We start from the raw sequence: 25100 nt of genomic DNA on the forward strand, positions 1-25100 counted from the left end.
GGCGGTCCGTGGGAAGCGGCCGGGTGACCGGATGCGACTACCAGATCGTGACGCGCTGGCTCTCGTCGAGCCACAGGGCGTCGGAGGGCTCCACGCCGAAGGCGTCATAGAACGCGTCGATGTTACGCACGATCTGGTTGCAGCGGAACTCATTCGGCGAGTGCGGGTCGATCGTCAGCAGGCGGATCGTCTCGGCCTCACGGCCCTTCTGCTGCCAGATCTGGGCCCAGCTCAGCAGGAGCCGCTGGATGCCGGTGAACCCGTCGATCTCGGGCGCCCCCGCCTCGGCGGTGTGCAGCCGGTACGCCTTGATCGCGATCCCGAGGCCCCCCAGGTCGCCGATGTTCTCACCGATCGTGAGGGCGCCGTTGACGTGGTGCTCCGGCGACAGCCCCTGCGGCACGAGGGCGTTGTACTGCTCGACGAGCCGGGAGGTGCGCTCCTCGAACGCGGTGCGGTCGGCTTCGGTCCACCAGTCCCGCAGGGACCCGTCGCCGTCGAAGCGGCTGCCCTGATCGTCGAAGCCGTGGCCGATCTCGTGTCCGATGACCGCGCCGATGCCGCCGTAGTTGGCGGCCGCATCCCGATCGGCGTCGAAGAAGGGGTACTGCAGGATCGCGGCGGGGAAGACGATCTCGTTCATGAGCGGGTTGTAGTAGGCGTTGACCGTCTGCGGCGTCATGTACCACTCGTCCCGGTCGATGGGCTGGCCGACCTTGGCGAGCTGGCGGTCGTGCTCCCACACGTGCGCCCGGCGGACGTTGCCGACGAGGTCGGCCGGATCGATCTCCAGGTCGGAGTAGTCCTTCCACTTCACGGGGTAGCCGATCTTGGGCGTGAACGCGTCGAGCTTCGCCAGCGCCCGCCGGCGCGTGTCGGGGCTCATCCACTCCAGCTCCGAGATGCTCTCGCGGTACGCCTCGACGAGGTTGGCGACGAGTTCGTCCATCGCCTCCTTGGCCGCGGGCGGGAAGTGACGCTCCACGTAGACCTTGCCCACGGCCTCCCCGAGCGCGGCCTCCACCAGGCCCACGCCGCGCTTCCAGCGCTCCCGGTTGACGGGGACGCCGGTGAGCTGCGTGCCGTAGAACGCGAAGTTCTCCTCCACGAACGGGTCGGACAGGAACGCCGCCGCGGCGTGCACGACCTTGAACCGCAGCCACGACTTCCACTCCGCCAGCCGCTCCTCGGTCAGCAGCACGGCGAAGGATTCCAGGAAGCTCGGCTGATAGACCACGACCTCGGCGAAGGCGTCGGGATATCCGGGCGCGATCGCGTCCCGCCACGGCGCCAGGTCGACGCCGGCCGCGGCGACCAGGTCGTCCCACGTGCGCAGGTTGTAGGTCTTCACCGCGTCGCGGCTGTCTTCGCGGCTCCAGTGGTGCGTGGCCAGGTCGGTCTCCAGCGCGAAGGCGCCGTCGGCGTCGGCGGCTGCATCCGCGACCCCCGCAAGAGCGAGGATGCGCTGGATGTGGCCCCGGTACGCGACGCGGGTCTCCTCGAAGTTCTCCAGCCGGTAGTAGCTCTCATCCGGCAGCGAGAGGCCCCCCTGATAGAGCACGGGCAGGTAGCGCTTCGGATTGCCGGGGTCGGGTTCGACGAACAGCGCGATCAGCCCGCTGACGCCGTCGCGCTCGAAGCCGCCGATCGTGTGCAGGAGGCTCGGGATGCTGTCGACCGCGTCGACGCGCGCCAGCTGCTCGGTCAGCGGAGCCGCCCCCAGCTCGTCGATGCGCGCGGTGTCCATGAAGCTCGTGAAGAGGTCGCCGATCTTGCGGGTCTCGGTGCCCGGCTCGGCGCCCTGCGACTCCTCGACGATGGTCCGCACGTGCTTCTCGGCCTGCTCGGCGATGAGGTGGAACGACCCCCAGCGGGCCTTGTCCTCGGGGATCTCGGTGCGCTCGAGCCACCGTCCGTTGACGTGGCGGAAGAGGTCGTCCTGCGGGCGGATCTGGTCGCTGAGTTCGTCGAGCGCGATGCCGGAGCCAGGGGTGTCGGTCATCGTTCCAGGGTAACCGCGCGCCCTGAGCGGCGGACGAGAGCCGGCGGGGTTCTCCGCGTCCTAGGCTCGTCTGGTGAGCACCCGTCGCGCGTCGCTGAACCGCGACATCCTGCGGCTGGCGGTGCCGGCGTTCGGGGCGCTCGTGGCCGAGCCGCTGTTCCTGCTGGTGGACTCCGCCCTCATCGGGCACCTCGGGGTCGCCCCGCTGGCGGGTCTGGGCATCGCCGGGGCGGTGCTGCAGACGATCGTCGGGCTGATGGTGTTCCTCGCCTACTCCACGACCCCCGCCGTGGCCCGCCGCTTCGGCGCGGGTGACCCCACGCGTGCGGTGTCGGTGGGCATCGACGGGATGTGGCTGGCTCTCGCGCTCGGCGCGCTGCTCGCGCTGGCCGGCTCCCTCGCGACGCCGCTGCTGGTGGGGGCCTTCGGCGCGGACGCGGAGGTCGCCGGCCACGCCGAGACGTATCTGGGCATCTCGGTGTGGGGGTTGCCGGCGATGCTGATCGTGTTCGCTGCCACGGGCCTGCTCCGCGGCATGCAGGACACCGTCACGCCGCTGTGGATCGCCGGGATCGGATTCGGCGCGAACGCCCTGCTGAACGTCGTGTTCATCTACGGCCTCGGGTGGGGCATCGCGGGGTCGGCATTCGGCACGGTCGTCGCGCAATGGGGCATGGTCGCCGCCTACGTCGCGGTGGTGGGGCGCCTCGCGCGCACGCACGCGGCATCCGTGCGGCCGCAGCGGGAGGGCGTGCGCGGCTCGGCCCGCTCGGGCGGCTGGATGTTCCTGCGCACCGTCAGCCTCCGCGCCGCCCTCCTGGCCACCGTCGCCGTCGCCTCAGGGCAGGGAGCGGCCGAGCTCGCCGGGTGGCAGGTGGTGTTCACGATCTTCTCGGCGAGCGCCTTCGCCCTCGACGCCCTCGCGATCGCCGCCCAGGCTCTCGTCGGCAAGGGGCTCGGTGCCGGGGACGAGCAGGAGGTGCAGCGGGTGCTGCGCCGCACCACGGCGTGGGGCGTATGGTTCGGGGTCGTCGTCGGCGCTCTCGTGGCGGCACTGTCCGGCGTCATCGGGCTGGTCTTCACCGGCGACCCGCAGATCGCCGCGCTCGTCCAGCCGGCGCTGCTCGTGCTCGCCGTCGCCCAGCCGCTGTCGGCGGTGGTGTTCGTGCTCGACGGCGTGCTCATCGGCGCCGGGGATGCGCGGTACCTGGCGCTGGCCGGCGCGCTCAACCTCGTCGTCTTCATCCCCGCGCTCGTCGTGGTCGCAGCGCTCGGGGTCACGGGTGCGGCCGGGATCGCGTGGCTTGCGGCGGCGTTCTCCGGCGCCTACATGCTCGCGCGGCTGGCCACGCTGGGATGGCGCGTGCGCGGGCGCACGTGGATGACGGTGGGTTCGTGAGGGGCCTCAGCGCGGCGTGACCGGCTCGGCGGGAACGGGCTGTGCGGCGGGCCGGCGCGGGGTGAGCCGGGCGGCCGGCCCCCGCAGCGCCCGCAGCGCGTAGAGGATCGTCGTCAGGTCGACCAGCTCCTGCACGAGCGCACCGGCCACGGCGGGGATCACGCCGGTCATGGCGACGACCATGAGCGCCACGCTCAGCCCAATCCCGATCCAGATCGCCGTCAACGCGACGGTGAGGGTGTGCCGGCCGATGGCGACGGCGTCGACCACCGGGCTGAGCGAATCGACGACGATGACGGCATCGGCCGCGTCCCCGGCGGCCGTGGCCCCCTGGGCGCCCATCGCGATGCCGATGTCGGAGGCAGCCAGCACGGGCGCGTCATTGACGCCGTCGCCCACCATGAGGGTGGGGCGCGGGCGCAGCTGCGCCGCGAGGTGCACCTTCTCCGGCGGCAGCAGCTCGGCGTGCACCTCGTCGATGCCGACCTGGGCGGCGATGGCTTCGGCCGTCGGGAGCGCGTCGCCGGTGAGCATGACCATGCGCTCGACGCCGTGGCCGCGCAGCCACCCGATGACCCCGGCCGCCTCGGGGCGCGCGGCGTCGGCGAGGACGAGCGCGCCGGCGAACCGGCCGTCCACGGCGACATACGCGACCGCCTGGCCGGCGTCCACCGCCACCGGGTCCATGCCGGGCACGAGCGCGGCGATGTAGGCCGGCTTGCCCACGACGACGGTGCGACCGGTGATCACGGCCGTGACGCCGTTGGTGGCGACCTCGCCGGCCTCCTCGGCGGGCTCCAGCTCCAGCCCACGTGCACGGGCGGCCCGTCGGATCCCGTCGGCGAGCACGTGCGCGGAGTACTGCTCGGCGGATGCGGCCAGCCGCAGCAGCTCGTCGGCGTCGAATCCGGCCGCCGGCCGCACATCGACCAGGTCGGGGCGCCCCTGGGTCAGCGTGCCGGTCTTGTCGAAGCACGCCGATCTCACGCGGGCGAGCCCCTCCAGCACGACGCCGCCCTTCATGATGACGCCGGCCTTCGCCGCCCGCGACAGTCCGCCCAGGAATGCGACGGGGGCCGCGATCAGCAGGGGGCAGGGCGTGGCCAGCACGAGCACCTCGGCGAATCGCGTCGCATCTCCCGACAGCGCCCAGGCCGCACCGGCGAGGACGAGCGACACGGCGGTGAACGGAACGGCGAACCGGTCCGCCAGGCGCACCACGGGGGCGCGGGAGGTCTGCGCCTGCCGCACGAGCGCCACGATCTGCTGGTACTGGCTGTCGGCGCTGCGCCGGATCGCGCGCACGCGCACGGCGCGGGTGCCGTTGACCGCACCCGAGAGCACCTCTCCCCCCGCCGTCCGCGTCACGGGCATGCTCTCGCCCGTGAGGGAGGATTCGTCGAAGGAGGCGACGTCGCTCAGCAGCACCCCGTCCACCGGCACCACCTCGGCCGGACGCACCAGCAGCACGTCGCCGGGCACGACGTCGTCGACTGCGACGTCCTGGAATTCGTCGACATCCGGCGCGTGCGGGTGCACCACGACGTGCGCGATCCGCGGGGAGCGGTCGAGCAGGGCGGTGAGGTCGCGCTGCGCCCGCCGCCCGGCGAAGTCCTCGAGGGCCTCGCCGCCCGAGAGCATGAGAACGATGATGAGCGACGCGACGTATTCCCCCACCGCGAGGGTGGCGACCATCGCGACCACCGCGAGCACGTCCAGCCCGACGTGGCCGCGCAGCACATCACGCACCATCCCGACGAGCGTCCACACGACGAACACCGCGACGTACGCCGTGGCGATCCACCGCCCCACCCTCGCCGAGTCCGCCGCATGCAGCACCAGCACGACGATGAGGATCAGCACGGTCACCGCGATCACCGGGTATCGCAACCCCACCCCGCGCACGGCCATGCCCCCACCCTGCTCCTCGAAGGCTCGCCCCACCAGGGTTCTGGGACCTGCAGGTTCACGCTGCTCCCAGGCGCGGCGCCTACCGTCGGGGCATGACGAGGCGTTCCCGGGCGATGTGCGCCCTGCTCTCCGCGGCCGCGGTGCTGACCGCGTGCTCCGGGCCGCCGGCAGCCCCCGGCGCGGGCTCGCCGACGCCCTCGTTGACCGTGTCGCCCCCGGCATCCCCCACCGGCCTCCCGACAGGCGCAGAGGAGATCGCCGAGTGGGCGGCGATCGCCCTGCCCGAAGACCGGCCCGGGGGCGCTGGGTGGAGCGCGCAGGGCTCCGGGCGCGTCGGAGCCGACGGCGCGGGCGTCGAGGTGGGCGATGCCACCGGCCGCACGCAGGCGGTGATCGCGTGCCAGAGCGCCGACGGGTCACCCGTGACCGTCCATGTGGACGACGGCGCGGCGGGCACCGACACCGTGGAGGTGCCGTGCACGAGGGCCGGCGGCGCGCCGGTGGCGGGGACCGCAATGGTCTTCGACGCGGCTCCCGGCGCGGGGCTGGAAGTGTCGGCGACGGCGGAGGCGGTCTTCGCCTACGCGATCCGCCCGTTCACCGAGCCGGGCAGCTGAGCCCACCTCCGGCACCACTCGTACATCACCACGGCGGCCGCCGCCGAGGCGTTCAGCGACCGGGTCGACCCGTACTGCGTGATCTCCACCACGCCGGCGGCCGCCGCCACCGCCTCCGGCGAGAGGCCGGGCCCTTCCTGACCGAACAGCAGGACGCAGTCGCGAGGAAGCTCGGCGCGGTCGACCGGCACTGCGCCGGCGACGTTGTCGACCGCGATCACCGGCAGCCCCGCCGCATCCGCCCACGCCCGGAACGCCGCGACGTCCTCGTGATGGCGGACGTGCTGGTAGCGGTCGGTCACCATCGCGCCGCGGCGGTTCCATCGGCGCCGGCCGATGATGTGCACCTCGGCGGCGAGGAAGGCGTTGGCGCTGCGCACGATCGATCCGATGTTCAGGTCGTGCTGCCAGTTCTCGATCGCCACGTGGAAGGGATGCCGCCGCGCATCCAGGTCGGCCACGATCGCATCCATCCGCCAGTAGCGGTAGGCGTCGACGACGTTGCGCCGGTCGCCGTGCGCGAGCAGGTCGGGGTCGTAGCGCTCGTCATCCGGCCATGCGCCGGGTCCGCCCGGCCACGGGCCGACTCCGTACGGCAGGGTCGGCCCGTCCTCGGGTGCGCCATCCGCGTCGGAGTCTTCGGTCACCCCTCCACGCTATCCCGCCCCGACGGTGCGGATACCGGGGGCCGGGGGCGGCCGGTTAGCCTGGATCGTGGCCTCTCCCGCCGTCGACGACTACCTCAAGACGATCTACCACCACACCGAGTGGCAGGATCAGCAGATCACGCCGTCTCAGCTGGCGAGTGTCCTGGGGCTGGCGCCCTCGAGCGTCACCGAGATGGTGCAGAAGCTCGCGGCGCAGGGGCTCGTGACCCACCGCCCGTACGGTCCGGTGTCGCTCACGCCCGCCGGCGAGCGCCGCGCCGCGGGCGTCATCCGGCGCCACCGGCTCATCGAGACGTGGCTCGTGCACGAGTTCGGCTACGGCTGGGACGAGGTGCACGACGAGGCCGAGGTGCTCGAGCACGCCCTCAGCGACCGGCTCCTGGCCGGCATCGACGCGCGGCTGGGGCATCCGAGGTTCGATCCGCACGGCGACGCGATCCCGGATGCGGCGGGCACGGTGCACCGCGAGCCGTTCGTGCTGCTGGCCCACGCGGCTCCCGGGCACACCGGGCGCGTGCTGCGGGTGAGTGACCGCGACCCGCTGCTGCTGCGCGCGCTGCTGGATGCCGGAGTCGACGTCGGTCACACGCTCGAAGTGGGAGCGGCCGGCACCGCCCGGGTGGACGGGACCCCCGTCACACTCCCGGCCGGCGCGGCATCCGCCGTCTGGCTGACGGCGTAGCCCCGCGCGCGGCCTTCTCGAACGGCCACCGCACGCCCATCGCGTCCTCACCCGTGCGCCACAGGCGCGCGACGACCTCGGGATCGCGCGTGAGCGCCGCGGCGACGGCCTTGCGCGGCTCCCCCCGCACGAGGAAGCGCGGCCCCCACAGCTCTCCGCCGTTGACCTGCGGGTCCACGAGCGCCCGGACGAGCGAGGCGGCGCCGTCCTCCTTGGACTGACTGAAGGGGGCCTGCAGGTTGTCGACGAACCGGGTGCTGCGCGAGGGCTCGTTGATGCCGCGGATGCCGGGGGTGCGGCCGCTCGTGGAGTAGCCGGGATGCGCCACGACGCTCGTGACCGGCACCCCGGCCTCGCGCAGGCGCCGGTCGGCTTCCAGGCCCAGCGCCGTCGTGGCGACCTTGGACTGCACGTATGCGCGCCACGGGGTGTAACCGGCCACCAGCTGCGGATCCACGGGGTCGTACCGCCACAGCGACGTCGCCATGCTCCCCACCCACACCATCCGCCCCTGCGCCGCCGCGAGCGGCTGGAGCAGCTCACCGGCGAGGGCGAAATGGCCGAGGACGTTGGTGGCGAAGACCAGTTCGTTGCCGTCGACCGTCTCCCGCGTGCGAGGCGGATGCACGACCCCGGCGTTCAGGAGCAGACCGTCCAGCCGTCCGCGCGCGCGCACGGTCGCCGCGGCGGCACGCACCGACCCGAGCTTGCTCGTGTCCAGCAGCAGCGTCTCCATCGACGCCTGCGGGACCCGCCCGGTGAGCGTCGCCTTGGCGAGGGCGAGCCTGTTCGGGTTGCGGCCGGTGGCGATGACATGGGCTCCCGCGCGCATGAGATGCTCCGCGGAGAAGAAGCCGAGTCCGGCCGTCGTGCCGGTGACGAGATAGGTGCGGCCGGAGAGGTCGGGAAGGTTCCGCAGGTCCCACACCTCGTGCGTCATCCCCCTACGCTACCCCCGGCGGGCGTGCCGCCGACATGTCTTATGCCGATTCCGGCATAAGACTGGTAGGAAGGACCGGTGAGCACTCCTCCCCGCGATCCGCAGCCCTCGCGCAGAGGGCGGATCATCACGACCGTGCTGTCCGCCGTGGTCCTCGTCGGGTTCGCGATCTTCGTCGGCCAGGCGTACATTCCGCTCCCCGGCGTCTCGGACTGCACCGTCACCGACATCATCGAGGAGGACGGTCGGCGCGGGAACCAGATCACGCTGTACGTCACCTCATGCGGGGACTACTACTCCGATGAGGGCGACGGCATCGAGGTGGGCGAGACCTACGATTTCGCCCTCCGCGGGCTGCTCAAGCCCAACATCGCCGAGTGGACACCCGCGTCCTGAGTCCGCATCCGCCGGTCCGGGGCCGGGCATAGGGTGGGGCCATGCGCACGCGTGCGGACATCGAGTGCTGGCTGACCGACATGGACGGCGTCCTGGTCCACGAGAGCACGCCCATCCCCGGCGCCGCCGAGCTCCTCGAGCAGTGGCGGGTCGACGGCACCCCGTTCCTGGTGCTCACGAACAATTCGATCTTCACGCCGCGCGACCTCAGCGCGCGGTTGCGCGCATCGGGCCTCATGGTGCCCGAGGAGGCCATCTGGACCTCGGCTCTCGCGACCGCCGACTTCCTCGCGTCGCAGATGCCCGGCGGCACGGCGTTCGTGATCGGTGAGGCGGGCCTGACCACCGCGCTGCACGAGGCCGGCTTCATCATGACCGAGAGCGCGCCCGACTACGTCGTGGTCGGGGAGACCCGCAACTACTCCTTCGAGGCGATCACGAAGGCGATCCGCTTCATCCGCGCGGGATCGCGCTTCATCGCGACCAACCCGGATGCCACCGGACCCTCGGTCGAGGGCGTCCTGCCCGCGACCGGCGCCATCTCGGCGCTCATCACCAAGGCCACCGGCATGGAGCCGTACGTGGTGGGCAAGCCGAACCCGATGATGTTCCGCTCGGCGCTGAACCGCATCGGCGCGCACTCCGAGAACACCGGCATGATCGGCGACCGGATGGACACCGACGTCGTCGCGGGAATCGAAGCCGGCCTGCACACGGTGCTGGTGCTCACCGGCATCAGCGACCAGGCCGTGATCGAGCGCTACCCGTTCCGCCCCGACGAGGTGCTCGACTCCGTCGCGGACCTTGTGCGCTCGGATCCGGTGGAGTCGGAGTTGCCGGATACGGACCCCGCGCGGGGACTGTGATGGGTGCACTCGATGACGGCGAGCGCGTCGAGGCGCCCGATGCCGACGTGTGGCGCGCGTGGCTGGCCGAGAACCACGCGACCTCGAAGGGTGCGTGGCTGATCCGTCCGCGCCCCGGGTCGGGCCTGCAGCTCGTCGGCTACGAGGACGCGATCCTGCACGCGCTGTGCTTCGGATGGATCGACGGCCCCGTGCGCACCTTCGATGCGCAGCGCGGGGGGCTGTGGTTCGCGCCGCGGCGCCCCTCGAGCGGGTGGGCGGCGACCAACAAGGCCCGGGTCGCCCGACTGGAGGCGGCCGGACTCCTCGCGGAGGCCGGCATCCGTGCCATCGCGATCGCCCAGGCGAACGGCTCGTGGAGCGTCCTGGACAACGCGGAGGCGCTGCGCGAGCCCGACGACCTCGCCGCCGCACTGGATGCGGCGCCGGAGGCACGCGCCGCGTGGGACGCGTTCCCGCCCTCGACGCGCAAGCTCGGCATCACGACCGTCGACACGGCGCGCCGGCCCGAGACGCGCGCCGCACGCATCGCGAAACTGGTGGCGGATGCCGTGGAAGGACGCAGACCCTGATGGACGACCGTACGCTCCTCCTGCTCGTCGCGCTGGTGACCGTGTCGGGATCCCTCGTCGTCGTGATCCTGCAGTTCATCCGCTTCCGCCGCCGCGACCGCGACTGACGCCCCGCGCCCGCTTCGCCGACCCCCGCTTCGCCGAAAGTGCATCAACCCGGCGAAAGTGCACCGGATTCGGTGCGGATTCGCCGAGGTGATGCACTCTCGGCATGCGCGACGTGCGACGGGCGGCGTGCGCGGGCTACTGGGGCTGGAGGCCGAGGTCGTCGAGGTCGATCGCGGCGAGCCACTGCAGGCCGGCCGCCTCGACAGCGGCCTGGGCGCCGGTCTTCCGGTCGACGATCACGGCCACCGCGACCACGTCGGCGCCTTCGCGCCGCAGCGCTTCCACGGCCTTGAGCGCGGACTGACCCGTGGTCGAGGTGTCTTCGACGACGACGACGCGCTTGCCCGCGACATCCGCACCCTCGATCTGTCGGCCGCGACCGTGGTCCTTCGGCTCCTTGCGCACGACGAACGCGTCGAGAGGGCGCCCGGCGCGCACCGACTCGTGCAGCACGGCGTTGGCGATGGGGTCGGCGCCGAGTGTCAGGCCGCCCACGGCGGCGATGCCGTCGAGGTCGCGGATGAGGTCGAGCATGATGCGCCCGATCGCGGGGGCGGCCCGATGGTCGAGCGTGAGCTTGCGCATGTCGACGTAGTACGTCGCCTGCTTGCCGCTGGAGAGCGTGAAGTCGCCGTGGAAGACCGCCTCGTCCGAAATGAGCCGGATGAGGTCCTGGCGGTCGGCTTCGATCTCGGGCGTGGAGGCGGCGGTCATGCTCCCGAGTCTATGGGCGCCGCATCCCCCTCCCCGGCCGGGCACAAGCGCGGAATGCCGCGGCGCACAACGGCGGAGATCGTCCGCGACACGCCGCCACACACGGCCACGGACCGGCGCGTCGCGCAGCATCCCCGCAGTTGTGCCACGCAGGTGGGCAGGGCCAGGCGGGGACAGGCCGGCGCCTGCAGCGCGTCGGCGGGCGACCATAGGGTGGATGCATGCGCCTGGCCACTTGGAACGTCAACTCGATCCGCGCCCGCCTCCCCCGCATCGTCGACTTCGCGGTGCGCGAGCACATCGACGTGCTGGCGATGCAGGAGATCAAGTGCAAGACCGAACAGTTCCCGTACGAGGCGTTCGAGGAGGCCGGCTACCACATCGCCGCGCACGGGCTGAACCAGTGGAACGGCGTCGCGATCGCGAGCCGCGAGCCGCTGGAGGACGTCGAGATCGGCTTCCCCGGCATGCCCGGCTTCGCCAAGGGGCACGAGGGCCCGGATGCTCCGCAGGAGGCGCGCGCGATCGGCGCGACCGTCGGCGGGGTCAAGGTGTGGAGCCTGTACGTGCCCAACGGCCGGTCGCTCGGCGACCCGCACTACGTCTACAAGCTCGACTGGCTGAGCGCGCTGCAGGAGTACACGTCGGCCACCCTCTCCCGCACGCCCGACCTCGCCTTCGCCCTGACGGGCGACTTCAACATCGCCCCCACCGACGCCGACAACGGCGACCCGACCGTCATCGAGGGTGTGACGACGCACGTCTCCCCGCCCGAGCGGGAGGCCTTCGCGGCTCTGGAGGCGGCCGGGGTGACCGACGTCGTGCGCCCGCTCGTGCCCACCGGCTACACGTACTGGGACTACAAGCAGCTGCGCTTCCCCCGCAACGAGGGGCTGCGCATCGACTTCATCCTGGGGTCGCACGCGTTCGCGCAGGCCGTCACCGGCGCTCAGATCCACCGCAACGAGCGCAAGGGCGAAGTGCCCAGCGACCACGTCCCCGTCGTCGTCGACCTCGACCTCACCGGGCCCGAGGCGGACGATGACCGTCCGATGATCTTCGGCTGAGCCCGGAGCTCACCCCATGTCGGCGGTGGCCACCTCGCCGCCGGGTCCGTAGCGCAGGAGGAGCGCGCCCTGCGGACCGGCCACGGGCGGCTCGAGCAGCCGGAGCCCGCGCGCGGGCCCGTTCTCGGGGAAGAGCCGCTTGCCCGTGCCCAGGACGATCGGGTACACCCACAGGTGCAGCACGTCGAACAGCCCCTCCGCCACGAGCGTGCGGGCGAAGTCGACGCTGCCGACCACATGCACCTCGTCGTGACGCTCCCGCAGCTCCGCCACCGCCGAAGCGAGGTCTGGGCCCAGCAGCTGCGATCCCTCCCAGTCCAGGGCGGGGGTACCGCGGGATGCGACGTACTTCGGGATCGCGTTGAACTTCCGCGCGATCTGCGAGCCCGGGCCCTCGTACACCGGCCAGTACGCCGCGAAGATGTCGTACGTGCGGCGGCCGAGGAGCAGCGCGTCCATGCGCTCGATGCCCGCCATGACGTCCTCCCCGACGGCGTCGTCGTCGATCGGCGCCTGCCAGCCGCCGTAGGCGAACCCGTTCTCCGGATCCTCGTCCCGCGCGCCGGGCGCCTGCATGACCCCGTCGAGGGTGCTGAACAGGTCGATGTGGATGGTCCCGGCCATGCTGCTCTCACTCCAGTCGGATTGCGCGCGCCGACGCATCCGACGGCCCGCTCCGATGGTGTTCGAGCTCTCGCCCTCCTGTCAACAGCGCCCGTGGCAGCACGAAGCCCGGAGGACCGACACGGTCCTCCGGGCTTCGCGGCTCGGGATGCGGCGGCTCAGGCCGCGCGGGCCTCGCTGCGCTCCTCGCCCGCCGCGTAGCGGGACACGAGCGCCGTGAACGCCTCCAGGTAGCCGCGCAGGAACCCGGCGGTGGTGTCGTCGGCGATCTCGCCGCCGTCGGTCAGCAGACCCGGGTGCGACTGGATGAAGCCCTCCGGCTGGCCGAGGGTGGGGGCGTTGAGGTGGCTCAGGATCGCCTTGAGGTGCTGCTGGGCGGCGGCCGTGCCGATCGGGCTGCCGGAGGTGCCGATCACGGCGACGGGCTTGTGGTCGAGGGCGCCGTCGCCGTACGGACGCGCGGCCCAGTCCAGCGCGTTCTTGAGGACGCCGGGGATGGAGCGGCTGTACTCGGGCGTGACGATGAGCACGCCGTCGACGTCCTTGATGGCCTGCTTGAAGTCGGTGGCGACCTGCGGGAACTCCGCGTCGAAGTCGGTGGAGTAGAAGGGGAGGTCCTGGATCGGAATCTCCACGAGGGTCACGTTGTCGGGAGCGAGGGACTCCAGTGCCTTCGCCAGGCGGCGGTTGATGGAGGTGCTGGAGATGCTGCCGACGATGTAGCCGATCGTGTACGAGGTCACGACGATCCTTCCGTTGAGGTCTTGCGGGATTTCCCGCGGTCTATGCAAGTGCAAGTAGTTCTCCGGCGGGTCTATTCCCGCGCAGCCGTCTCCCCCGTCAGACGGATGTCGCCCGCCGACGCCGCCCGTACGGTGGAGGAGTGACCCCGATAACCCCCGCGCAGCAGCGCAACGACGTGATCCTCGCCGTCGCGGTGTTCCTCGGCGCCCTCCTCAGCGCCGTACTGTCGTCGATCTCCGGCCTGTACGGCGACGAGCAGGGGGAGATGGCCCTCGCCGTCGTCTACGCCGTCGTCCTCGCCGTGCCCCTCGCGGTGCGGCGGCGCTGGCCCGCCATCGTCGCCGTGGTCGTCTCGGTCGCGTACTTCGCCGCCGTGACCCTGCGCATCCCCGAGCTGTACGCCGGCAACATCGCGGTGTTCATCGCCCTGTTCACGGTGGGTGCCTGGTCGGGAAACCGCCGGCGGGCCACTCTCGTGCGCATCGCCATCATCGCCGGGATGTTCGTGTGGCTCGCCGTGGTGACTTTCCAGGACGTCACCTCACCGGCGACCGAGGAAGCACTCGCGGAGGCGGGGAGCTTGTCGCCGTTCGTCGCGTTCACGCTGCTGACGGTGCTGGTCAACGTCCTCTACTTCGGCGGCGCGTACTACTTCGGCGAACGCGCGTACGCCCAGATGCGCGAGCGCCGCGAACTCGAGGAGCGCACGCGGGAACTCGAGCAGGAACGCGAGGTGACCGCCGCGCAGGCGGTCGCCCTCGATCGCGTGCGCATCGCCCGCGAGCTGCACGATGTCGTGGCCCACCACGTCTCGCTCATGGGGGTGCAGGCCGGCGCCGCGCGCGCCGTGATGGGCCGCGACCCCGAGGAGGCGCGCCGCATCCTCGAAGCCGTCGAGGATGCGGCCCGTGAGTCGCTCGGAGAGCTGCGCCAGCTGCTGGCCACCCTGCGCACGCCGGGGACCGACCCCGACCCCGAGACCGGGCCCACCACCCGCGGGCTGGCGGGGCTGCCGGCGCTCGTGGAGGAGACGACCGCTGCCGGGGTCCACGCCACGTTCACCGTCATCGGCGAGCAGGCGGAGGTGCCGGATCTCGTGCAGCTGAATCTGTACCGCATCGCGCAGGAGGCCCTCACGAACGCGCGGCGTCATGCCGGCCCGGATGCCACCGCCGACGTGCGGCTGCGTTACGGCGCCGAGACGCTCGAACTGGAGATCGTCGACACCGGCCGGGGACGGCCGGGGCAACCCGGCCTGGGACAGGTCGGCATGCGCGAGCGCGCTGCGGCGTCGGGGGGCACGATCGAGATGGGTCCCCGCGCGCGCGGGGGATATCTCGTGCGGGTGAGCGTGCCGCTGAGCGGGCGGGTGGGCGCGGATGTCTGAGATCCGGGTGCTCCTCGTGGACGATCACGCCATGATGCGGGCGGGGTTCCGCACGATCCTCTCGCTCGAGGACGACATCGTCGTGGTCGGCGAGGCCGCCACGGGGGCGGAAGCGGTTGCCGCAGCATCCGCCCTGGCTCCCGACGTGATCTGCATGGACGTGCAGATGCCCGACATGGACGGCCTGGAGGCCACGCGTGCGATCGTCGCCGACCCGGCGATGGCGGCGGCCGTGCTCATCGTGACGACGTTCGACCGCGACGACTACCTGTTCTCGGCACTGGATGCGGGGGCCAGCGGATTCCTGCTGAAGAACGCCGGTCCCGAGCAGCTGGTCTCCGCCGTCCGCGTGGTCGCCGGCGGAGACGCGCTGCTGGCGCCGGAGGTGACCCGGCGGGTGATCGCGCGGTTCTCGCAGCCCGCCGAGGCGGCGCCCGAGGCCGCGCGGCCGCCGGTGACCCTGGCCGAACCCCTCACCGAGCGCGAAGCGGAGGTGCTCCGCCTGATGGCCGACGCGCTCAGCAACGCCGAGATCGCCGAGCGCCTGTTCATCGGGGAGGCGACCGTCAAGACGCACGTGTCCAATGTCCTGCAGAAGCTCGGCGCGCGCGACCGCGTGCAGGCCGTCGTGATCGCGCATCGGTCCCGCCTGGTCTGAGCGCCGCCGTCGCGCACCGTTGTCAAGGCCCATGGCGGGCGATCCTCCGCACCTAGCCTCGGACGCATGAAGACCGATGATGACAACAGCAGGCCGGATGCGGACGGCGAGCGCGCGGCGGCAGCCGGAGAAGCCCTCCCCGAGAGCCAGGCCGTCCGCAAGGACATGTCGTACAGCCCGGCGAGCGAGTCCGACACGCAGCACAAGCAGGACGACCCCCTTCCCGACACCATCGACGACGACATCGATCCCGACGACATCCGCGCCGTCCCCGGCACGGGCGGGCCGGACGACGTCGGCGACGTCGACGTCGACCCCGAAGACCTGAACATGCCCGGCCGCTCCTGATCCTGTGCACCCTCCTCCCCCTCGCGGGGGAGGACGAGAACCCGCCCGGGGGCGGATGTGAGGCGGTGATGCTCTCCGTAGCGTGAGTGGTGAGGTGCCCGACGGGTGCCGAAGGAGGAGGACACGTGCTCCAGTTGGAGGGCATCACCAAGAGCTACGGCGGTCGCCGCGTGCTCGACGACGTGAGCTTCGAGATCGCCCCGGGGCGCCTCACCGGCTTCGTCGGCGGCAACGGCGCCGGCAAGACCACCACGATGCGGATCGCGCTCGGCGTGCTCGCGAAGGACGCCGGCCGCGTGCTGCTGGAGGGGCGTGAGGTCACGACCTCTGATCGGCGCCGCTTCGGGTACATGCCGGAGGAGCGCGGCCTGTACCCGAAGATGAAGGTCGGCGAGCAGATCGCCTACCTCGCTCGGCTGCACGGTTTCGGCAAGGCGGAGGCGACGTCCAGGGCCGAGGCGCTGCTGGACCGGCTCGGACTCTCCGAGCGCCTGAACGACCTGGTCGAGACGCTGTCGCTGGGCAACCAGCAGCGCGCCCAGATCGCCGCGGCGCTCGTGCACGACCCGGAGGTGCTCATCCTGGATGAGCCGTTCTCGGGCCTGGACCCCCTGGCCGTCGACGTCGTGGCCGCCGTGCTGCAGGAGCGCGCCGCGGCCGGCTCGGCCGTGCTGTTCTCCTCGCACCAGCTCGACGTCGTGGAGCGGCTGTGCGATGACCTCGTGATCATCGCGGGCGGCCGCATCCGTGCCGCCGGATCCCGCGACGCGCTGCGCACAGAGCACTCGGGTCGCCGCTTCGAGCTCGTCTCGGCCGGCGACGCCGGCTGGGTGCGCGAGCAGCCCGGCATCACGGTGGTCGACTTCGCCGGCGGCTACGCCCTGTTCGAAGCCGACGACGACGAGGCCGCGCAGCGCGTGCTCCGCCACGCCGTCGAGCGCGGCGACGTCGCCAGCTTCGCCCCGCAGCGCCCCACCCTCGCCGAGATCTTCAAGGAGGTCATCCAATGAGCACCGCACCCTCATCCCCCAGCGAATGGCAGAGCGCGTGGCTCGTCGCCGAGCGGGAGATCGGCTCGAAGCTGCGCAGCAAGGCCTTCGTCATCTCCTCCGCGATCCTCCTGATCGCCGCTCTCGCCTCCGTGCTGTGGGGCGGCTTCGCGGCCGCCAACAGCGCCGACGAGGGCATCCCGGTGGCCGTCACGAGCCAGACCGAGCGCGACGTCGAGGGCCTGGAAGGACTCGACGTCACCGTCGCGGACGACGCGGATGCGGCGACCGCGCTCGTGGCCGACGGCACCGTCGACGCGGCCCTCCTGCCCGACGACTCCGGCAGCGGGTTCGACTTCAAGATCGTCGCCGACGACGGCGTCCCCAGCGGGCTCATGGCGATGCTCAGCCAGTCGCCGACGGTCGAGCTGCTCGACCCGACCGGCGGGATGGACGGCATCCTGCGTTACTTCGTGGCGCTCGGTTTCGGCATCGTCTTCCTGATGGCGGCATCCATCTTCGGCTCCACGATCGCGACGAGCGTCGTGGAGGAGAAGCAGACGCGCGTCGTGGAGATCCTCATCTCCGCCATCCCGGTGCGCTCCCTCCTGGCCGGCAAGGTCGTGGGCAACACGATCCTGGCGATGGCTCAGATCATCGCGCTCGCAGCGATCGCCGTGGTGGGCCTGTCGATCACGGGGCAGACCGAGGTGCTCGCGGGCCTGGGGGCGCCGCTGCTGTGGTTCGCGGTGTTCTTCTTCTTCGGCTTCGTCCTGCTGGCGGCGCTGTTCGCCGCGGCCGGCGCGATGGTCTCGCGCCAGGAGGACATCGGCGCCACCACGACGCCGCTGACGATGCTGATCATGGCGCCGTACTTCCTGGTGATCTTCTTCAACGACAACCCGCTCGTGCTCGGCATCATGTCGTACGTGCCGTTCTCGGCGCCGGTCGGGATGCCGCTGCGGCAGTACCTCGGCGAGGCCCAGTGGTGGGAGCCGATCGTGTCGCTGGTGATCCTGATGGCCACGTGCGTGGCCGCGATCTGGGTCGGCGCCCGGATCTACCAGAACTCGCTGCTGCGGATGGGCGCGCGGGTCAAGCTCGCCGAGGCGCTGCGCGGCTGAGACGAACGCATCGGGAGGGGAGGCGCAAGGGGTCGGCGCCTCCCCTCCCGATCGCTATGGTGTGCCCATGGCGGCGGAGACCACGACCCTTCTCATCCTCGGAGCATCCGGCGATCTCACCTCCCGCCTGCTGCTTCCCGCTCTCGGGCAGCTGCTCACGCGCGAGCCCGACCGCCCCATCCACCTGCGCGGCGCCGGCATCGACGACCTGGACGACCAGGCGTGGCGCGAGATCGTCCGCGCCGCCTTCGCCACCACCGACTCCGCTGACGCCTTCGACGCGGTCGCCACCACCACCTACACCCGTGCCGACATCACCGACCCGGACGACCTGACCGCACTGCTGGCCGGCGGCGAGGGCCGCATCGCCCTGTACTTCGCCGTCCCGCCGGCCATCGCCGAACGCGCGTGCGCGGCGCTCACCCGGGTGGAGGTGCCGGAGGGCCTCATCCTCGCCCTGGAGAAGCCGTTCGGCAGCGACGAAGCGAGCGCCCGGCGATTGAACGAGACCGTGCAGCAGATCGTCCCGGAGTCGCAGGTGTTCCGCATCGACCACTTCCTCGGGCGGTCCACGACCCTCAACCTCGTCGGCATCCGGCTCGCCAACCGTCTGATCGAGCCGGTGTGGTCGGCCGAGCACATCGAGTCGGTCCTCATCCGCTACGACGAGACGCTCGGCCTGGAAGGCCGGGCAGGCTATTACGATCGCGCCGGCGCGCTGGTGGACATGATCCAGAGTCACCTGCTGCAGGTGCTCGCCATCCTCGCGATGGATCCGCCCGCGACCTTGGACGAGAGAGACTTCCGCGAGGCCACCGCGGCGGTGCTGCGCGCCACGCACGTGTGGGACGACGATCCGAAGACCTCCTCGCGCCGCGCCCGCTACACGGCGGGCTCGATCGGCGACCGCGACCTCCCCGCGTATGTGGACGAGCCGGGGGTGGATGCGGCGAATCAGACCGAGACCCTCGCCGAGCTGGTGTGCGAGGTGCGCACCGACCGCTGGCGGGGCGTGCCGATCACCCTTCGCTCGGGGAAGGCCATGGACGACGCCGACCGGGAGGTCATCGTCCGCTTCCGCCCGGTGCGGCATCTGCCCGACGGCCTGACCGGCAGCACCGAACCGTCGGTGCTGCGCTTCTCGCTCGGCCCCGACCGCGTGGCGCTGGAACTGAACCTCAACGGCGGCGACGATCCTTTCGAGCTCGAGCGCGCGGTGCTGCAGGCGGAGCTGGGCGAGGGAGCCCTGAAGGCCTACGCCGAGGTGCTGTCGGGGATCCTCGACGGCGATGCCACCCTGGCCGTCCGCGGGGATGCCGCCGAGGAGTGCTGGCGGATCGTGCAGCCGGTGCGGGACGCGTGGCGCGCGGGCGAGGTGCCGCTGGACGAGTACCCCGCCGGCAGTGAGCGCCCCGACTCGTGGCCGCGGCATCCGGACGGCGCCCTGAGCCGCTCGTAGCGCGGCTTACTGCTCCTCGGCCTGCAGCACCGACAGCACGTTGCCCGCCGGGTCGCGGAACCACGCGATGAGCGGCCCGCCCTCCCGCATGATGCCGCGGGAGTCGGTCGGGAACTCCGCATCGTCGTAGATCTTCGTCACGACGCCCCGCGCGTTGAGATCGTCGACGGCCGACTCGATGTCTGCGACGGGGAAGTTCAGGATCGTGAAGCTCGCCGGCTCATGGTTGGGTTTGGCGTACACCAGCACGTGGCCGCCGGATTCGAGGAGGAGTTCGAGGAATCCCATCTCGTCGTCGACGACCTCGAGCCCGAGCGTGTCGCGGTAGAACGCGCGCGCCGCGTCGATGTCATCCACCGAGAAGCCGCTGTACGCGGACGTCGGGTCGAACATGCTGCCTCCTTCGCGGCGCGTGCGGCCGCCCGCTCCCGATCGTCCGCCTCCCCGCCGCCGCTGTCCAGAGGACGCCGGCCGCGGTGCCGGCCGCGCAGAACTCAGGAGAAACCGCCACCCACCCGCCTCCGGATGCCCCGACGCCCCGATTTTTCCTGAGTTCTGCGCGCTGCGTCCCGCTGATTAGCACGGCATACCGCGCCTCACCAGCCCCGGCCCACTCACGGGTGGAGGTGCCTAGAGTGAACCATGACCGCCAGCATCCTCGGCCTCGGAACCGCTCTGCCTCCGACGCGTCTCGCTCAGGACGAGGTGCGCGAGATGATGGCCGCACAGCCCGATATCGACCGGCGCGCCCGGCGGATCATCACCGCCGCGTTCGCGGCCTCGGCGATCCAGACGCGCCACACGGTGCTGGCCGAACTGGGCGGCGGTGCGTCCGGGCTGCACGTGCAGTCCGGGGGCCGGCTCCTCTCCCCCTCCACCGGCGCCCGCAACGACGAGTTCCGCCGCGCCGCGCCGCCGCTGTTCGCCGCCGCCGCGCGTGCCGCCCTCGCCTCCGCCGACGTCGACCCCGCGGAGGTGACGCATGTCATCACGGTGTCGTGCACCGGGCTCTTCGCCCCCGGTCCCGATGCACTCCTGGTGCGCGACCTGGGCCTGAACCCGGCCGTCGAGCGTGACCACCTCGGCTTCATCGGATGCGCCGCCGCGATGCCGGCACTGCGGATGGCGTCGCGCATCGTCGCCGCCGAACCCGACGCCGTCGTCCTCATCTCCTCCGTCGAGCTCTGCTCGCTGCACATCCGCAGCTCCGACGACCCCGAGCAGATCGTGGCCGCCTCCGTCTTCGCCGACGGCGCCGCCGCCGCCGTGGTGTCGGGCCGGCCCGGGCGGCGGCCACGCCGACTCGACCTCGGCGGATTCGCGACGCGCCTGAGCGACCAGGGCGAGCGCGACATGATGTGGACCGTCGGCGACGCCGGATTCGAGATGACCCTCACCGCGGAGGTTCCGCGCATCGTGGGGCGGGAGGTCCGCGCGATCGTGGATGACGTGTTCGGCGGGCCGGATGCGGTGGACGCGTGGGCCGTGCACCCCGGCGGCCGCAGCATCCTCGACCGCGTCGAGAGCGGGCTCGGCCTCGCCCCCGACGCCCTCGCGGCCTCGCGTCAGGTGCTCCGCGACTACGGCAACATGTCCAGCGCGACGGTGCTGTTCATCCTGCGGGCGATCCTCGAGGACGACACCCGGCCCGACGGCCAGCGCATCGGGGCCCTGGCGTTCGGCCCCGGCCTCACGGTGGAATCCGCCCGGCTGACGGTGCGGGATGCGGCGGCCCCGCAGCATCCCGCCGACGCTCGTCAGCCCGCGCTCGCGGCGCGATGAATCTGCGCGAACGCGACGCCGCGCTGACCGAGCTCATGGACGACCCGGCGTGCGACCCGGGGCTGCTCGCGGCGACCTACCGGCGGTTCGGCGTCGTGAACCGCCTCGTCTCGGGGTGGGGCACGGTGTGGCGGACGACCCTGCGGCCCCACTTGAGCGGGCTGGGCCGGCCGGCCCGCGTGCTGGATCTGGGGTCGGGCGGCGGCGACCTCGCCGAGCGACTGGTGGCGCTCGCCCGGCGCGACGGGCTCGAGATCTCCGTCACCGGCGCCGATCCCGATCCGCGGGCGCACGCCGCAGCCGCCGCGCGTGAGCGCTCCGGCGTGCGGTTCGTGTGCATCGACTCGCGCGCGCTCGTGGACGCGGGCGAGCGGTACGACGCCGTGGTGTCCAACCATGTCCTGCACCACCTCGACGCCTCATCGCTCGCGTCGTTCATGGCCGACTCGCGGGCGCTCTCGCGCGGCATCGCGGTGCACAGCGACATCGCCCGCAGCCCGGTGGCGTACGGCCTGTACGCCGTCGGGATCACGCCGCTGGCGCCGGGCACGTTCCTGCGCACCGACGGGCTCCGCTCCATCCGCCGCAGCTACCGCCGGGAGGAGCTGGAGCGCACCCTCGGCGACGGGTGGCACGTGTCGCAGCCGGCTCCCTTCCGGGTGCTCGCGGAGGCGCGCGGCGATGCCTGAGGTCATCGTCGTCGGCGCCGGCCCGGTGGGAACGCTGCTGTCGGCCGAACTCGCCCGCCGCGGTGTCGACGTCGCCGTCGTGGAGCGGCGCGCCGACCCGTCCGAGGGGTCGCGCGCCATCGGCGTGCACGCGCCGGTGCTGGCCGCGCTGGAGGAATCCGGTGCCACGGAGCGCCTGCTGGCTCAGGCGCAGCGCGTCTCCCGCGGGCAGGCCCGCTCGGGCGGACGCGTGCTCGGCGTCGTGCGTTTCGACCGGCTCTCCCGGCGCTTCCCGTTCGTCGCGACGCTGCCGCAGCCGGCGACGCACCGGGCACTGGCGGCGGATGCTCCGGCGCCGATCATCGGCGAGGTCACGGCGCTGCGCGGCGGCGGGCGTCCGGCCGTGGTGTTCCGGACGGAGTCCGGCGAGGCGGAACTGGCCGCGCGGGTGGTCGTGCTCGCCGGCGGGCCGCGCTCCCGGGCACTGCTGTACCGGCCCGAGGCCGTGCGCATCCAGCCTTACCCGGATCGGTACGTCATGGCCGACGTCGGCACGGGCGGCCCGGAGTACGCCGTCGTGCACCTGGACCGCGAGGGCGTGCTGGAGTCGTTCCCGCTGCCGGACGGACAGCGCCGATACGTCACCCCCGCGCCATCCGGCCTGGACGATCCCGCCGCACGCGCGGCGGTCTTGCGCGCGGCGCTGCACGCGCGCGGCGAGCACGCCGCCGCGGAGGAGATCGGCGCCGCCGACGGCTTCGCCATCCGCCGCACGGTCGCCCCGCGCATGCGCCGCGGCGCCCTGTTGGCCGTCGGCGACGCCGCGCACGAGGTGAGCCCCATGGGCGGGCAGGGGATGAATCTGGGCCTGCTGGATGCGGTGACCCTTGCGCCGCTCGTGGCCCGGTGGGTGCGCTCGGGCGAAGCGCCGGATGCCGACCTGGCGCGGTGGGAGCGGCGTCGCCGGGCGTCGGCGCGCGTGTCGGGAGCCATCGCGAGCATGAACACGTTCCTCGGCCGTCCCGCCTCGGCGCGCATGGATGCCGTGCGGCGCACCGCGATGCGCGCGGCCCTGGCCACGCCGGCCGGCACGCTCCTGGCGCACGCGTACGCGATGGGCTTCGACCGCGACGCGTGAGACGCCCCGCTACGCCGTGAGCGCGGCGCCGGTGCGCACGCCCCGGTCGTTGCCGAACCGCCGAGGTACGCGGCGCAGAGCAGTAGCGGCGGGCCCGCCGGGGGGTGTCTTGAACATGACCCCGACCGGGAGGATCATGTGCGGCAAAGCCGCGCATTCTGGGGTGTGACCGGCTCGCTGACGCACCGCCATCGCAGCCGCGGGCGCGCGGGACATGCCTCTGCTCGCTGGCTCCGGCCATCCCACGAAGACGGCCGCCGCCGGCGTCGCGCGAACCCCGACACGAAGGATGGAACGATGCCTGACGAAACCGTCTCCGCAGCGCAGTTGCGTGAGACGTTCGAACGATTCGCCCTCACCGGAGAGGGCCTTGGGCTCCGACGGCCCACCCTGGACGAGAGCGACGTGGAAGCCGACACACGCAGCTTCGCGGACTATGCCGCCCACACCATTGAACGCAACGCCCTGGACGTGGACCTTGCCGGCGGGAGCTTCGGCGGGTTCACCACATCGAGATGGGCCTCGGTCCTGGACATCCTCGTCCGAGAGAGGCCAGGAGTCATCGAGGCGCTCCGGCGCTGCCGGACCATCGGCATCCCCTTCGACACCAGCTGGTCGAGCAACAATTCCAGCATGCCGCTGAAGTCCGACGGCAGCATCACCACGATGGGCCCGTCGGACGGCTCGACCAGTGGGGCGCTGGGGGTGTACCTGTCGGCTGAACAGCAGATGTCCGTGACGTTCAAACCGGTCGGCAGCTACGTGTACACCTCCATGAGCGTCGGAGCGGACCAGCGAGGTGTGCGGACGGCCGGCGGGCTCGGCATCTGCGCGTATCAGAACGGGGATCTCACCCTCTCCCGGCAGGTGCAGCTCTTCCAGATCCGAGGCGAGGACCTCCCGTACAACCCGACGGCCGGCCTCGGCACGTTCTTCCAGGGGGTTCACGGCGAAGGTGACGTCGCCGATGCCGCGAGCCCGCCGGTGCCGGGGACGTTCGGGTCGGTTCCGCTCGCGCCGGTGTACCTCACGCTCGGTCCCGACATCAGGACGCAGGTGTGGGTGTACGTGTGGGCGACCGGCACGGCGGCCGAGGAGATGTTCACCGCGATGGTGGTCAACCTCTCCGCGATGCAGGTGTGCCAGGTCCCCCCGGTCAAGCTGCACTAGACCGCTGGCGCCGTCCGCGCCGGCGCAGTCGCCTCTGCCCCGGCCGAGGACGAAGCTGCGCTCAACCAGCCGAGGAGGATCCGCCGATCGCGTTCCCACGCTCGGCACCCCGCGTGCAGGCGCGCGTCTGGTCGGGCGGGCCCGACGCCGGCGTATCGCGCCCCGGAGTCGCGGAGCGGCGGGTCAGGCGGTCAGAGCGGATCCGGTGGCCACCAGCTGAGCGGCCAGAAGGAGGGCGGCGAGCATCACGAGGCGGAACACCGTGCGATCGGGCGGACGCACGAGCACCCGAACGAGGGTCGTCACGGCCACCGCGGCGGCGGCCGCGAAGAAGACCCAGCCGATGACCGGCACACGGGCGAGCTCCCCGCCGGAGGAGCCCGCGAGAACAGCGAGCGCCCCGATGACGACCCCCGCCGCCGCGACGACGGCACTCACCCGTGCGCCCAGCCGGTGCGGCAGGCCGCGGATGCCGGTTACTCGATCGTCGTCGAGGTCGGGGAGCACGTTGGTGAGGTGCACGGCGGCGCCCAGCGCCGCCCCCGCGATGCCCGCCCACGTCGGCGCCGGAGCGCCGCCGGGCAGCGACAGCGTCGCGAAGGACGGGAACAGCCCGAAGCTCACCACGAAGGGCACGATCGAGAACGCCGTGGCCTTGAGTCCGGCGTTGTACGCCCATGCCGCAGCGAGGGCGACGGCGTGGGCGGCCAGCATCCCCACCCCCAGCGGTGCGGACAGAACGAGCGCCACGACGACCGCCCCGACCGCCACGCCGAGCGCGCCGCCGGCGGAGACGACGCCGGCGGCGATGGGCTTGTCGCGGCGCCCGACCGCTTCATCACGGGCGGCGTCGATGGCGTCGTTCGACAGCCCCACCGACACCTGGCCGCTGAAGACGGCGACCACCAGCAGCACGAGGCGCCACGGCTCGAGCCCGGCGGTCAGACCCAGCGCGAGTGACAGCGCCGTGACCACGAGGGTGGGGCCGGGATGCGTCGAGCCCCACAGAGCCCGAATCACCCGCATCCGCCGCATCCCCCGACGCTACCGTGCGCTCGAGACACCAC

At 72.2% G+C, this 25100-nt stretch carries 26 protein-coding genes; 17 read left to right on the top strand and 9 right to left on the bottom strand.

Annotation, left to right across the window (positions count from 1 at the left end):
* Positions 1 to 37: 37 nt before the first annotated feature.
* Positions 38 to 2002 carry a M13 family metallopeptidase gene (locus F6J85_RS16815; RefSeq protein ID WP_150926837.1) on the bottom strand — a complete coding sequence of 655 codons (1965 nt, stop codon included), beginning with the start codon at positions 2000 to 2002 and terminating at the stop codon, positions 38 to 40.
* A 73-nt stretch (positions 2003 to 2075) separates the two neighbouring features.
* Between F6J85_RS16815 and F6J85_RS16820 the strand changes: the two genes are divergently transcribed.
* A complete protein-coding gene (locus tag F6J85_RS16820) occupies positions 2076 to 3401 on the top strand; it encodes an MATE family efflux transporter (RefSeq protein ID WP_150926839.1) in 1326 nt (441 codons plus the stop codon).
* Between the two features lie 6 nt (positions 3402 to 3407).
* Here F6J85_RS16820 and F6J85_RS16825 read toward each other — a convergent pair whose 3' ends face one another.
* Positions 3408 to 5312, bottom strand: a complete 1905-nt coding sequence (locus tag F6J85_RS16825) for a heavy metal translocating P-type ATPase (RefSeq protein ID WP_150926841.1) — start codon at positions 5310 to 5312, stop codon at positions 3408 to 3410.
* Between the two features lie 92 nt (positions 5313 to 5404).
* Between F6J85_RS16825 and F6J85_RS16830 the strand changes: the two genes are divergently transcribed.
* Positions 5405 to 5929, top strand: a complete 525-nt coding sequence (locus tag F6J85_RS16830; RefSeq protein WP_150926843.1) for a hypothetical protein — start codon at positions 5405 to 5407, stop codon at positions 5927 to 5929.
* Here the strand turns inward: F6J85_RS16830 and F6J85_RS16835 are convergent.
* Positions 5893 to 6576, bottom strand: coding sequence for a TrmH family RNA methyltransferase (locus tag F6J85_RS16835; RefSeq protein ID WP_150920274.1), 684 nt, complete (start codon positions 6574 to 6576; stop codon positions 5893 to 5895). The genes F6J85_RS16830 and F6J85_RS16835 overlap by 37 nt on opposite strands.
* Before the next feature lie 67 nt (positions 6577 to 6643).
* On the opposite strand from F6J85_RS16835, the gene F6J85_RS16840 reads away from it, so the two are divergent.
* Complete coding sequence (locus F6J85_RS16840) at positions 6644 to 7279, top strand: metal-dependent transcriptional regulator (RefSeq protein ID WP_150926844.1); 636 nt, start codon at positions 6644 to 6646, stop codon at positions 7277 to 7279.
* Here the strand turns inward: F6J85_RS16840 and F6J85_RS16845 are convergent.
* Positions 7233 to 8219 carry an SDR family NAD(P)-dependent oxidoreductase gene (locus tag F6J85_RS16845; RefSeq protein WP_150926846.1) on the bottom strand — a complete coding sequence of 329 codons (987 nt, stop codon included), beginning with the start codon at positions 8217 to 8219 and terminating at the stop codon, positions 7233 to 7235. The genes F6J85_RS16840 and F6J85_RS16845 overlap by 47 nt on opposite strands.
* Before the next feature lie 78 nt (positions 8220 to 8297).
* On the opposite strand from F6J85_RS16845, the gene F6J85_RS16850 reads away from it, so the two are divergent.
* From F6J85_RS16850 to F6J85_RS16860, 3 genes are read left to right on the top strand one after another with little or no spacing between them, the layout of a single operon-like run.
* Positions 8298 to 8615 (top strand): hypothetical protein, encoded by a 318-nt coding sequence (locus F6J85_RS16850; RefSeq protein WP_150926848.1) that lies wholly within the window; start codon positions 8298 to 8300, stop codon positions 8613 to 8615.
* 41 nt (positions 8616 to 8656) lie between these two features.
* On the top strand, positions 8657 to 9481 hold the full coding sequence (locus F6J85_RS16855) for an HAD-IIA family hydrolase (RefSeq protein ID WP_150926850.1): 825 nt from the start codon (positions 8657 to 8659) through the stop codon (positions 9479 to 9481).
* Positions 9481 to 10053 (top strand): YdeI/OmpD-associated family protein, encoded by a 573-nt coding sequence (locus tag F6J85_RS16860; protein ID WP_150926852.1) that lies wholly within the window; start codon positions 9481 to 9483, stop codon positions 10051 to 10053. The genes F6J85_RS16855 and F6J85_RS16860 overlap by 1 nt, the downstream gene beginning before the upstream one ends.
* 243 nt (positions 10054 to 10296) lie before the next feature.
* Here the strand turns inward: F6J85_RS16860 and pyrE are convergent, their stop codons facing one another.
* Entirely contained in the window at positions 10297 to 10875 is a 579-nt protein-coding gene (gene pyrE, locus F6J85_RS16865) for an orotate phosphoribosyltransferase (RefSeq protein ID WP_150926854.1), read from the bottom strand.
* 221 nt (positions 10876 to 11096) lie between these two features.
* On the opposite strand from pyrE, the gene F6J85_RS16870 reads away from it, so the two are divergent.
* Positions 11097 to 11942 carry an exodeoxyribonuclease III gene (locus F6J85_RS16870; RefSeq protein ID WP_150926856.1) on the top strand — a complete coding sequence of 282 codons (846 nt, stop codon included), beginning with the start codon at positions 11097 to 11099 and terminating at the stop codon, positions 11940 to 11942.
* Between the two features lie 9 nt (positions 11943 to 11951).
* Here the strand turns inward: F6J85_RS16870 and F6J85_RS16875 are convergent, their stop codons facing one another.
* The gene (locus F6J85_RS16875; RefSeq protein WP_150926858.1) at positions 11952 to 12566 is read right to left on the bottom strand and encodes a dihydrofolate reductase family protein; all 615 of its coding nucleotides are present in this window, start codon (positions 12564 to 12566) and stop codon (positions 11952 to 11954) included.
* A gap of 158 nt (positions 12567 to 12724) precedes the next feature.
* Complete coding sequence (locus F6J85_RS16880) at positions 12725 to 13309, bottom strand: NADPH-dependent FMN reductase (protein WP_150926860.1); 585 nt, start codon at positions 13307 to 13309, stop codon at positions 12725 to 12727.
* A 140-nt stretch (positions 13310 to 13449) separates the two neighbouring features.
* On the opposite strand from F6J85_RS16880, the gene F6J85_RS16885 reads away from it, so the two are divergent.
* From F6J85_RS16885 to F6J85_RS16910, 6 genes are all read left to right on the top strand, one after another.
* Positions 13450 to 14697, top strand: a complete 1248-nt coding sequence (locus tag F6J85_RS16885) for a sensor histidine kinase (RefSeq protein ID WP_238706998.1) — start codon at positions 13450 to 13452, stop codon at positions 14695 to 14697.
* Positions 14690 to 15355: a response regulator gene (locus F6J85_RS16890; protein ID WP_150926862.1), complete on the top strand. Its 666-nt coding sequence runs from the start codon at positions 14690 to 14692 to the stop codon at positions 15353 to 15355. The genes F6J85_RS16885 and F6J85_RS16890 overlap by 8 nt, the downstream gene beginning before the upstream one ends.
* Before the next feature lie 66 nt (positions 15356 to 15421).
* Positions 15422 to 15703: a hypothetical protein gene (locus F6J85_RS16895; protein WP_238706999.1), complete on the top strand. Its 282-nt coding sequence runs from the start codon at positions 15422 to 15424 to the stop codon at positions 15701 to 15703.
* 125 nt (positions 15704 to 15828) lie between these two features.
* The gene (locus tag F6J85_RS16900) at positions 15829 to 16713 is read left to right on the top strand and encodes an ABC transporter ATP-binding protein (RefSeq protein WP_150926864.1); all 885 of its coding nucleotides are present in this window, start codon (positions 15829 to 15831) and stop codon (positions 16711 to 16713) included.
* Positions 16710 to 17816 (top strand): ABC transporter permease, encoded by a 1107-nt coding sequence (locus F6J85_RS16905; protein ID WP_150926866.1) that lies wholly within the window; start codon positions 16710 to 16712, stop codon positions 17814 to 17816. Before F6J85_RS16900 ends, F6J85_RS16905 begins: the two co-directional genes overlap by 4 nt.
* A gap of 67 nt (positions 17817 to 17883) precedes the next feature.
* Positions 17884 to 19275: a glucose-6-phosphate dehydrogenase gene (locus F6J85_RS16910; RefSeq protein WP_150926868.1), complete on the top strand. Its 1392-nt coding sequence runs from the start codon at positions 17884 to 17886 to the stop codon at positions 19273 to 19275.
* A gap of 6 nt (positions 19276 to 19281) precedes the next feature.
* On the opposite strand, the gene F6J85_RS16915 is transcribed toward F6J85_RS16910, so the two are convergent.
* Complete coding sequence (locus tag F6J85_RS16915; protein WP_150926870.1) at positions 19282 to 19668, bottom strand: VOC family protein; 387 nt, start codon at positions 19666 to 19668, stop codon at positions 19282 to 19284.
* 249 nt (positions 19669 to 19917) lie between these two features.
* On the opposite strand from F6J85_RS16915, the gene F6J85_RS16920 reads away from it, so the two are divergent.
* From F6J85_RS16920 to F6J85_RS16935, 4 genes are all read left to right on the top strand, one after another.
* Positions 19918 to 21057 carry a type III polyketide synthase gene (locus F6J85_RS16920; protein WP_150926872.1) on the top strand — a complete coding sequence of 380 codons (1140 nt, stop codon included), beginning with the start codon at positions 19918 to 19920 and terminating at the stop codon, positions 21055 to 21057.
* Positions 21054 to 21746 (top strand): methyltransferase domain-containing protein, encoded by a 693-nt coding sequence (locus F6J85_RS16925; protein WP_150926874.1) that lies wholly within the window; start codon positions 21054 to 21056, stop codon positions 21744 to 21746. Before F6J85_RS16920 ends, F6J85_RS16925 begins: the two co-directional genes overlap by 4 nt.
* Positions 21739 to 22863 (top strand): FAD-dependent oxidoreductase, encoded by a 1125-nt coding sequence (locus tag F6J85_RS16930; RefSeq protein ID WP_150926876.1) that lies wholly within the window; start codon positions 21739 to 21741, stop codon positions 22861 to 22863. Before F6J85_RS16925 ends, F6J85_RS16930 begins: the two co-directional genes overlap by 8 nt.
* 297 nt (positions 22864 to 23160) lie before the next feature.
* Entirely contained in the window at positions 23161 to 24033 is an 873-nt protein-coding gene (locus F6J85_RS16935) for a hypothetical protein (protein WP_150926878.1), read from the top strand.
* A 183-nt stretch (positions 24034 to 24216) separates the two neighbouring features.
* On the opposite strand, the gene F6J85_RS16940 is transcribed toward F6J85_RS16935, so the two are convergent.
* Positions 24217 to 25059 (bottom strand): UbiA family prenyltransferase, encoded by an 843-nt coding sequence (locus F6J85_RS16940; RefSeq protein WP_150926880.1) that lies wholly within the window; start codon positions 25057 to 25059, stop codon positions 24217 to 24219.
* Positions 25060 to 25100: the final 41 nt, after the last annotated feature.

The sequence above is a fragment of the Microbacterium lushaniae genome (genome assembly GCF_008727775.1).
Taxonomy (GTDB): Bacteria; Actinomycetota; Actinomycetes; order Actinomycetales; family Microbacteriaceae; genus Microbacterium; species Microbacterium lushaniae.

Bases quoted from the DNA above. Each gene is read 5' to 3' on its own strand.
- F6J85_RS16925 (WP_150926874.1), top strand. From the start codon at position 21,054: ATGAATCTGCGCGAACGCGACGCCGCGCTGACCGAGCTCATGGACGAC.
- F6J85_RS16855 (WP_150926850.1), top strand. From the start codon at position 8,657: ATGCGCACGCGTGCGGACATCGAGTGCTGGCTGACCGACATGGACGGC.
- F6J85_RS16860 (WP_150926852.1), top strand. From the start codon at position 9,481: ATGGGTGCACTCGATGACGGCGAGCGCGTCGAGGCGCCCGATGCCGAC.
- F6J85_RS16870 (WP_150926856.1), top strand. From the start codon at position 11,097: ATGCGCCTGGCCACTTGGAACGTCAACTCGATCCGCGCCCGCCTCCCC.
- F6J85_RS16935 (WP_150926878.1), top strand. From the start codon at position 23,161: ATGCCTGACGAAACCGTCTCCGCAGCGCAGTTGCGTGAGACGTTCGAA.
- F6J85_RS16905 (WP_150926866.1), top strand. From the start codon at position 16,710: ATGAGCACCGCACCCTCATCCCCCAGCGAATGGCAGAGCGCGTGGCTC.
- F6J85_RS16845 (WP_150926846.1), bottom strand. From the start codon at position 8,219: ATGACGCACGAGGTGTGGGACCTGCGGAACCTTCCCGACCTCTCCGGC.
- F6J85_RS16815 (WP_150926837.1), bottom strand. From the start codon at position 2,002: ATGACCGACACCCCTGGCTCCGGCATCGCGCTCGACGAACTCAGCGAC.
- F6J85_RS16875 (WP_150926858.1), bottom strand. From the start codon at position 12,566: ATGGCCGGGACCATCCACATCGACCTGTTCAGCACCCTCGACGGGGTC.
- F6J85_RS16915 (WP_150926870.1), bottom strand. From the start codon at position 19,668: ATGTTCGACCCGACGTCCGCGTACAGCGGCTTCTCGGTGGATGACATC.
- F6J85_RS16920 (WP_150926872.1), top strand. From the start codon at position 19,918: ATGACCGCCAGCATCCTCGGCCTCGGAACCGCTCTGCCTCCGACGCGT.
- F6J85_RS16890 (WP_150926862.1), top strand. From the start codon at position 14,690: ATGTCTGAGATCCGGGTGCTCCTCGTGGACGATCACGCCATGATGCGG.
- F6J85_RS16830 (WP_150926843.1), top strand. From the start codon at position 5,405: ATGACGAGGCGTTCCCGGGCGATGTGCGCCCTGCTCTCCGCGGCCGCG.
- F6J85_RS16910 (WP_150926868.1), top strand. From the start codon at position 17,884: ATGGCGGCGGAGACCACGACCCTTCTCATCCTCGGAGCATCCGGCGAT.
- F6J85_RS16930 (WP_150926876.1), top strand. From the start codon at position 21,739: ATGCCTGAGGTCATCGTCGTCGGCGCCGGCCCGGTGGGAACGCTGCTG.
- pyrE (WP_150926854.1), bottom strand. From the start codon at position 10,875: ATGACCGCCGCCTCCACGCCCGAGATCGAAGCCGACCGCCAGGACCTC.
- F6J85_RS16940 (WP_150926880.1), bottom strand. From the start codon at position 25,059: ATGCGGGTGATTCGGGCTCTGTGGGGCTCGACGCATCCCGGCCCCACC.
- F6J85_RS16895 (WP_238706999.1), top strand. From the start codon at position 15,422: ATGAAGACCGATGATGACAACAGCAGGCCGGATGCGGACGGCGAGCGC.
- F6J85_RS16825 (WP_150926841.1), bottom strand. From the start codon at position 5,312: ATGGCCGTGCGCGGGGTGGGGTTGCGATACCCGGTGATCGCGGTGACC.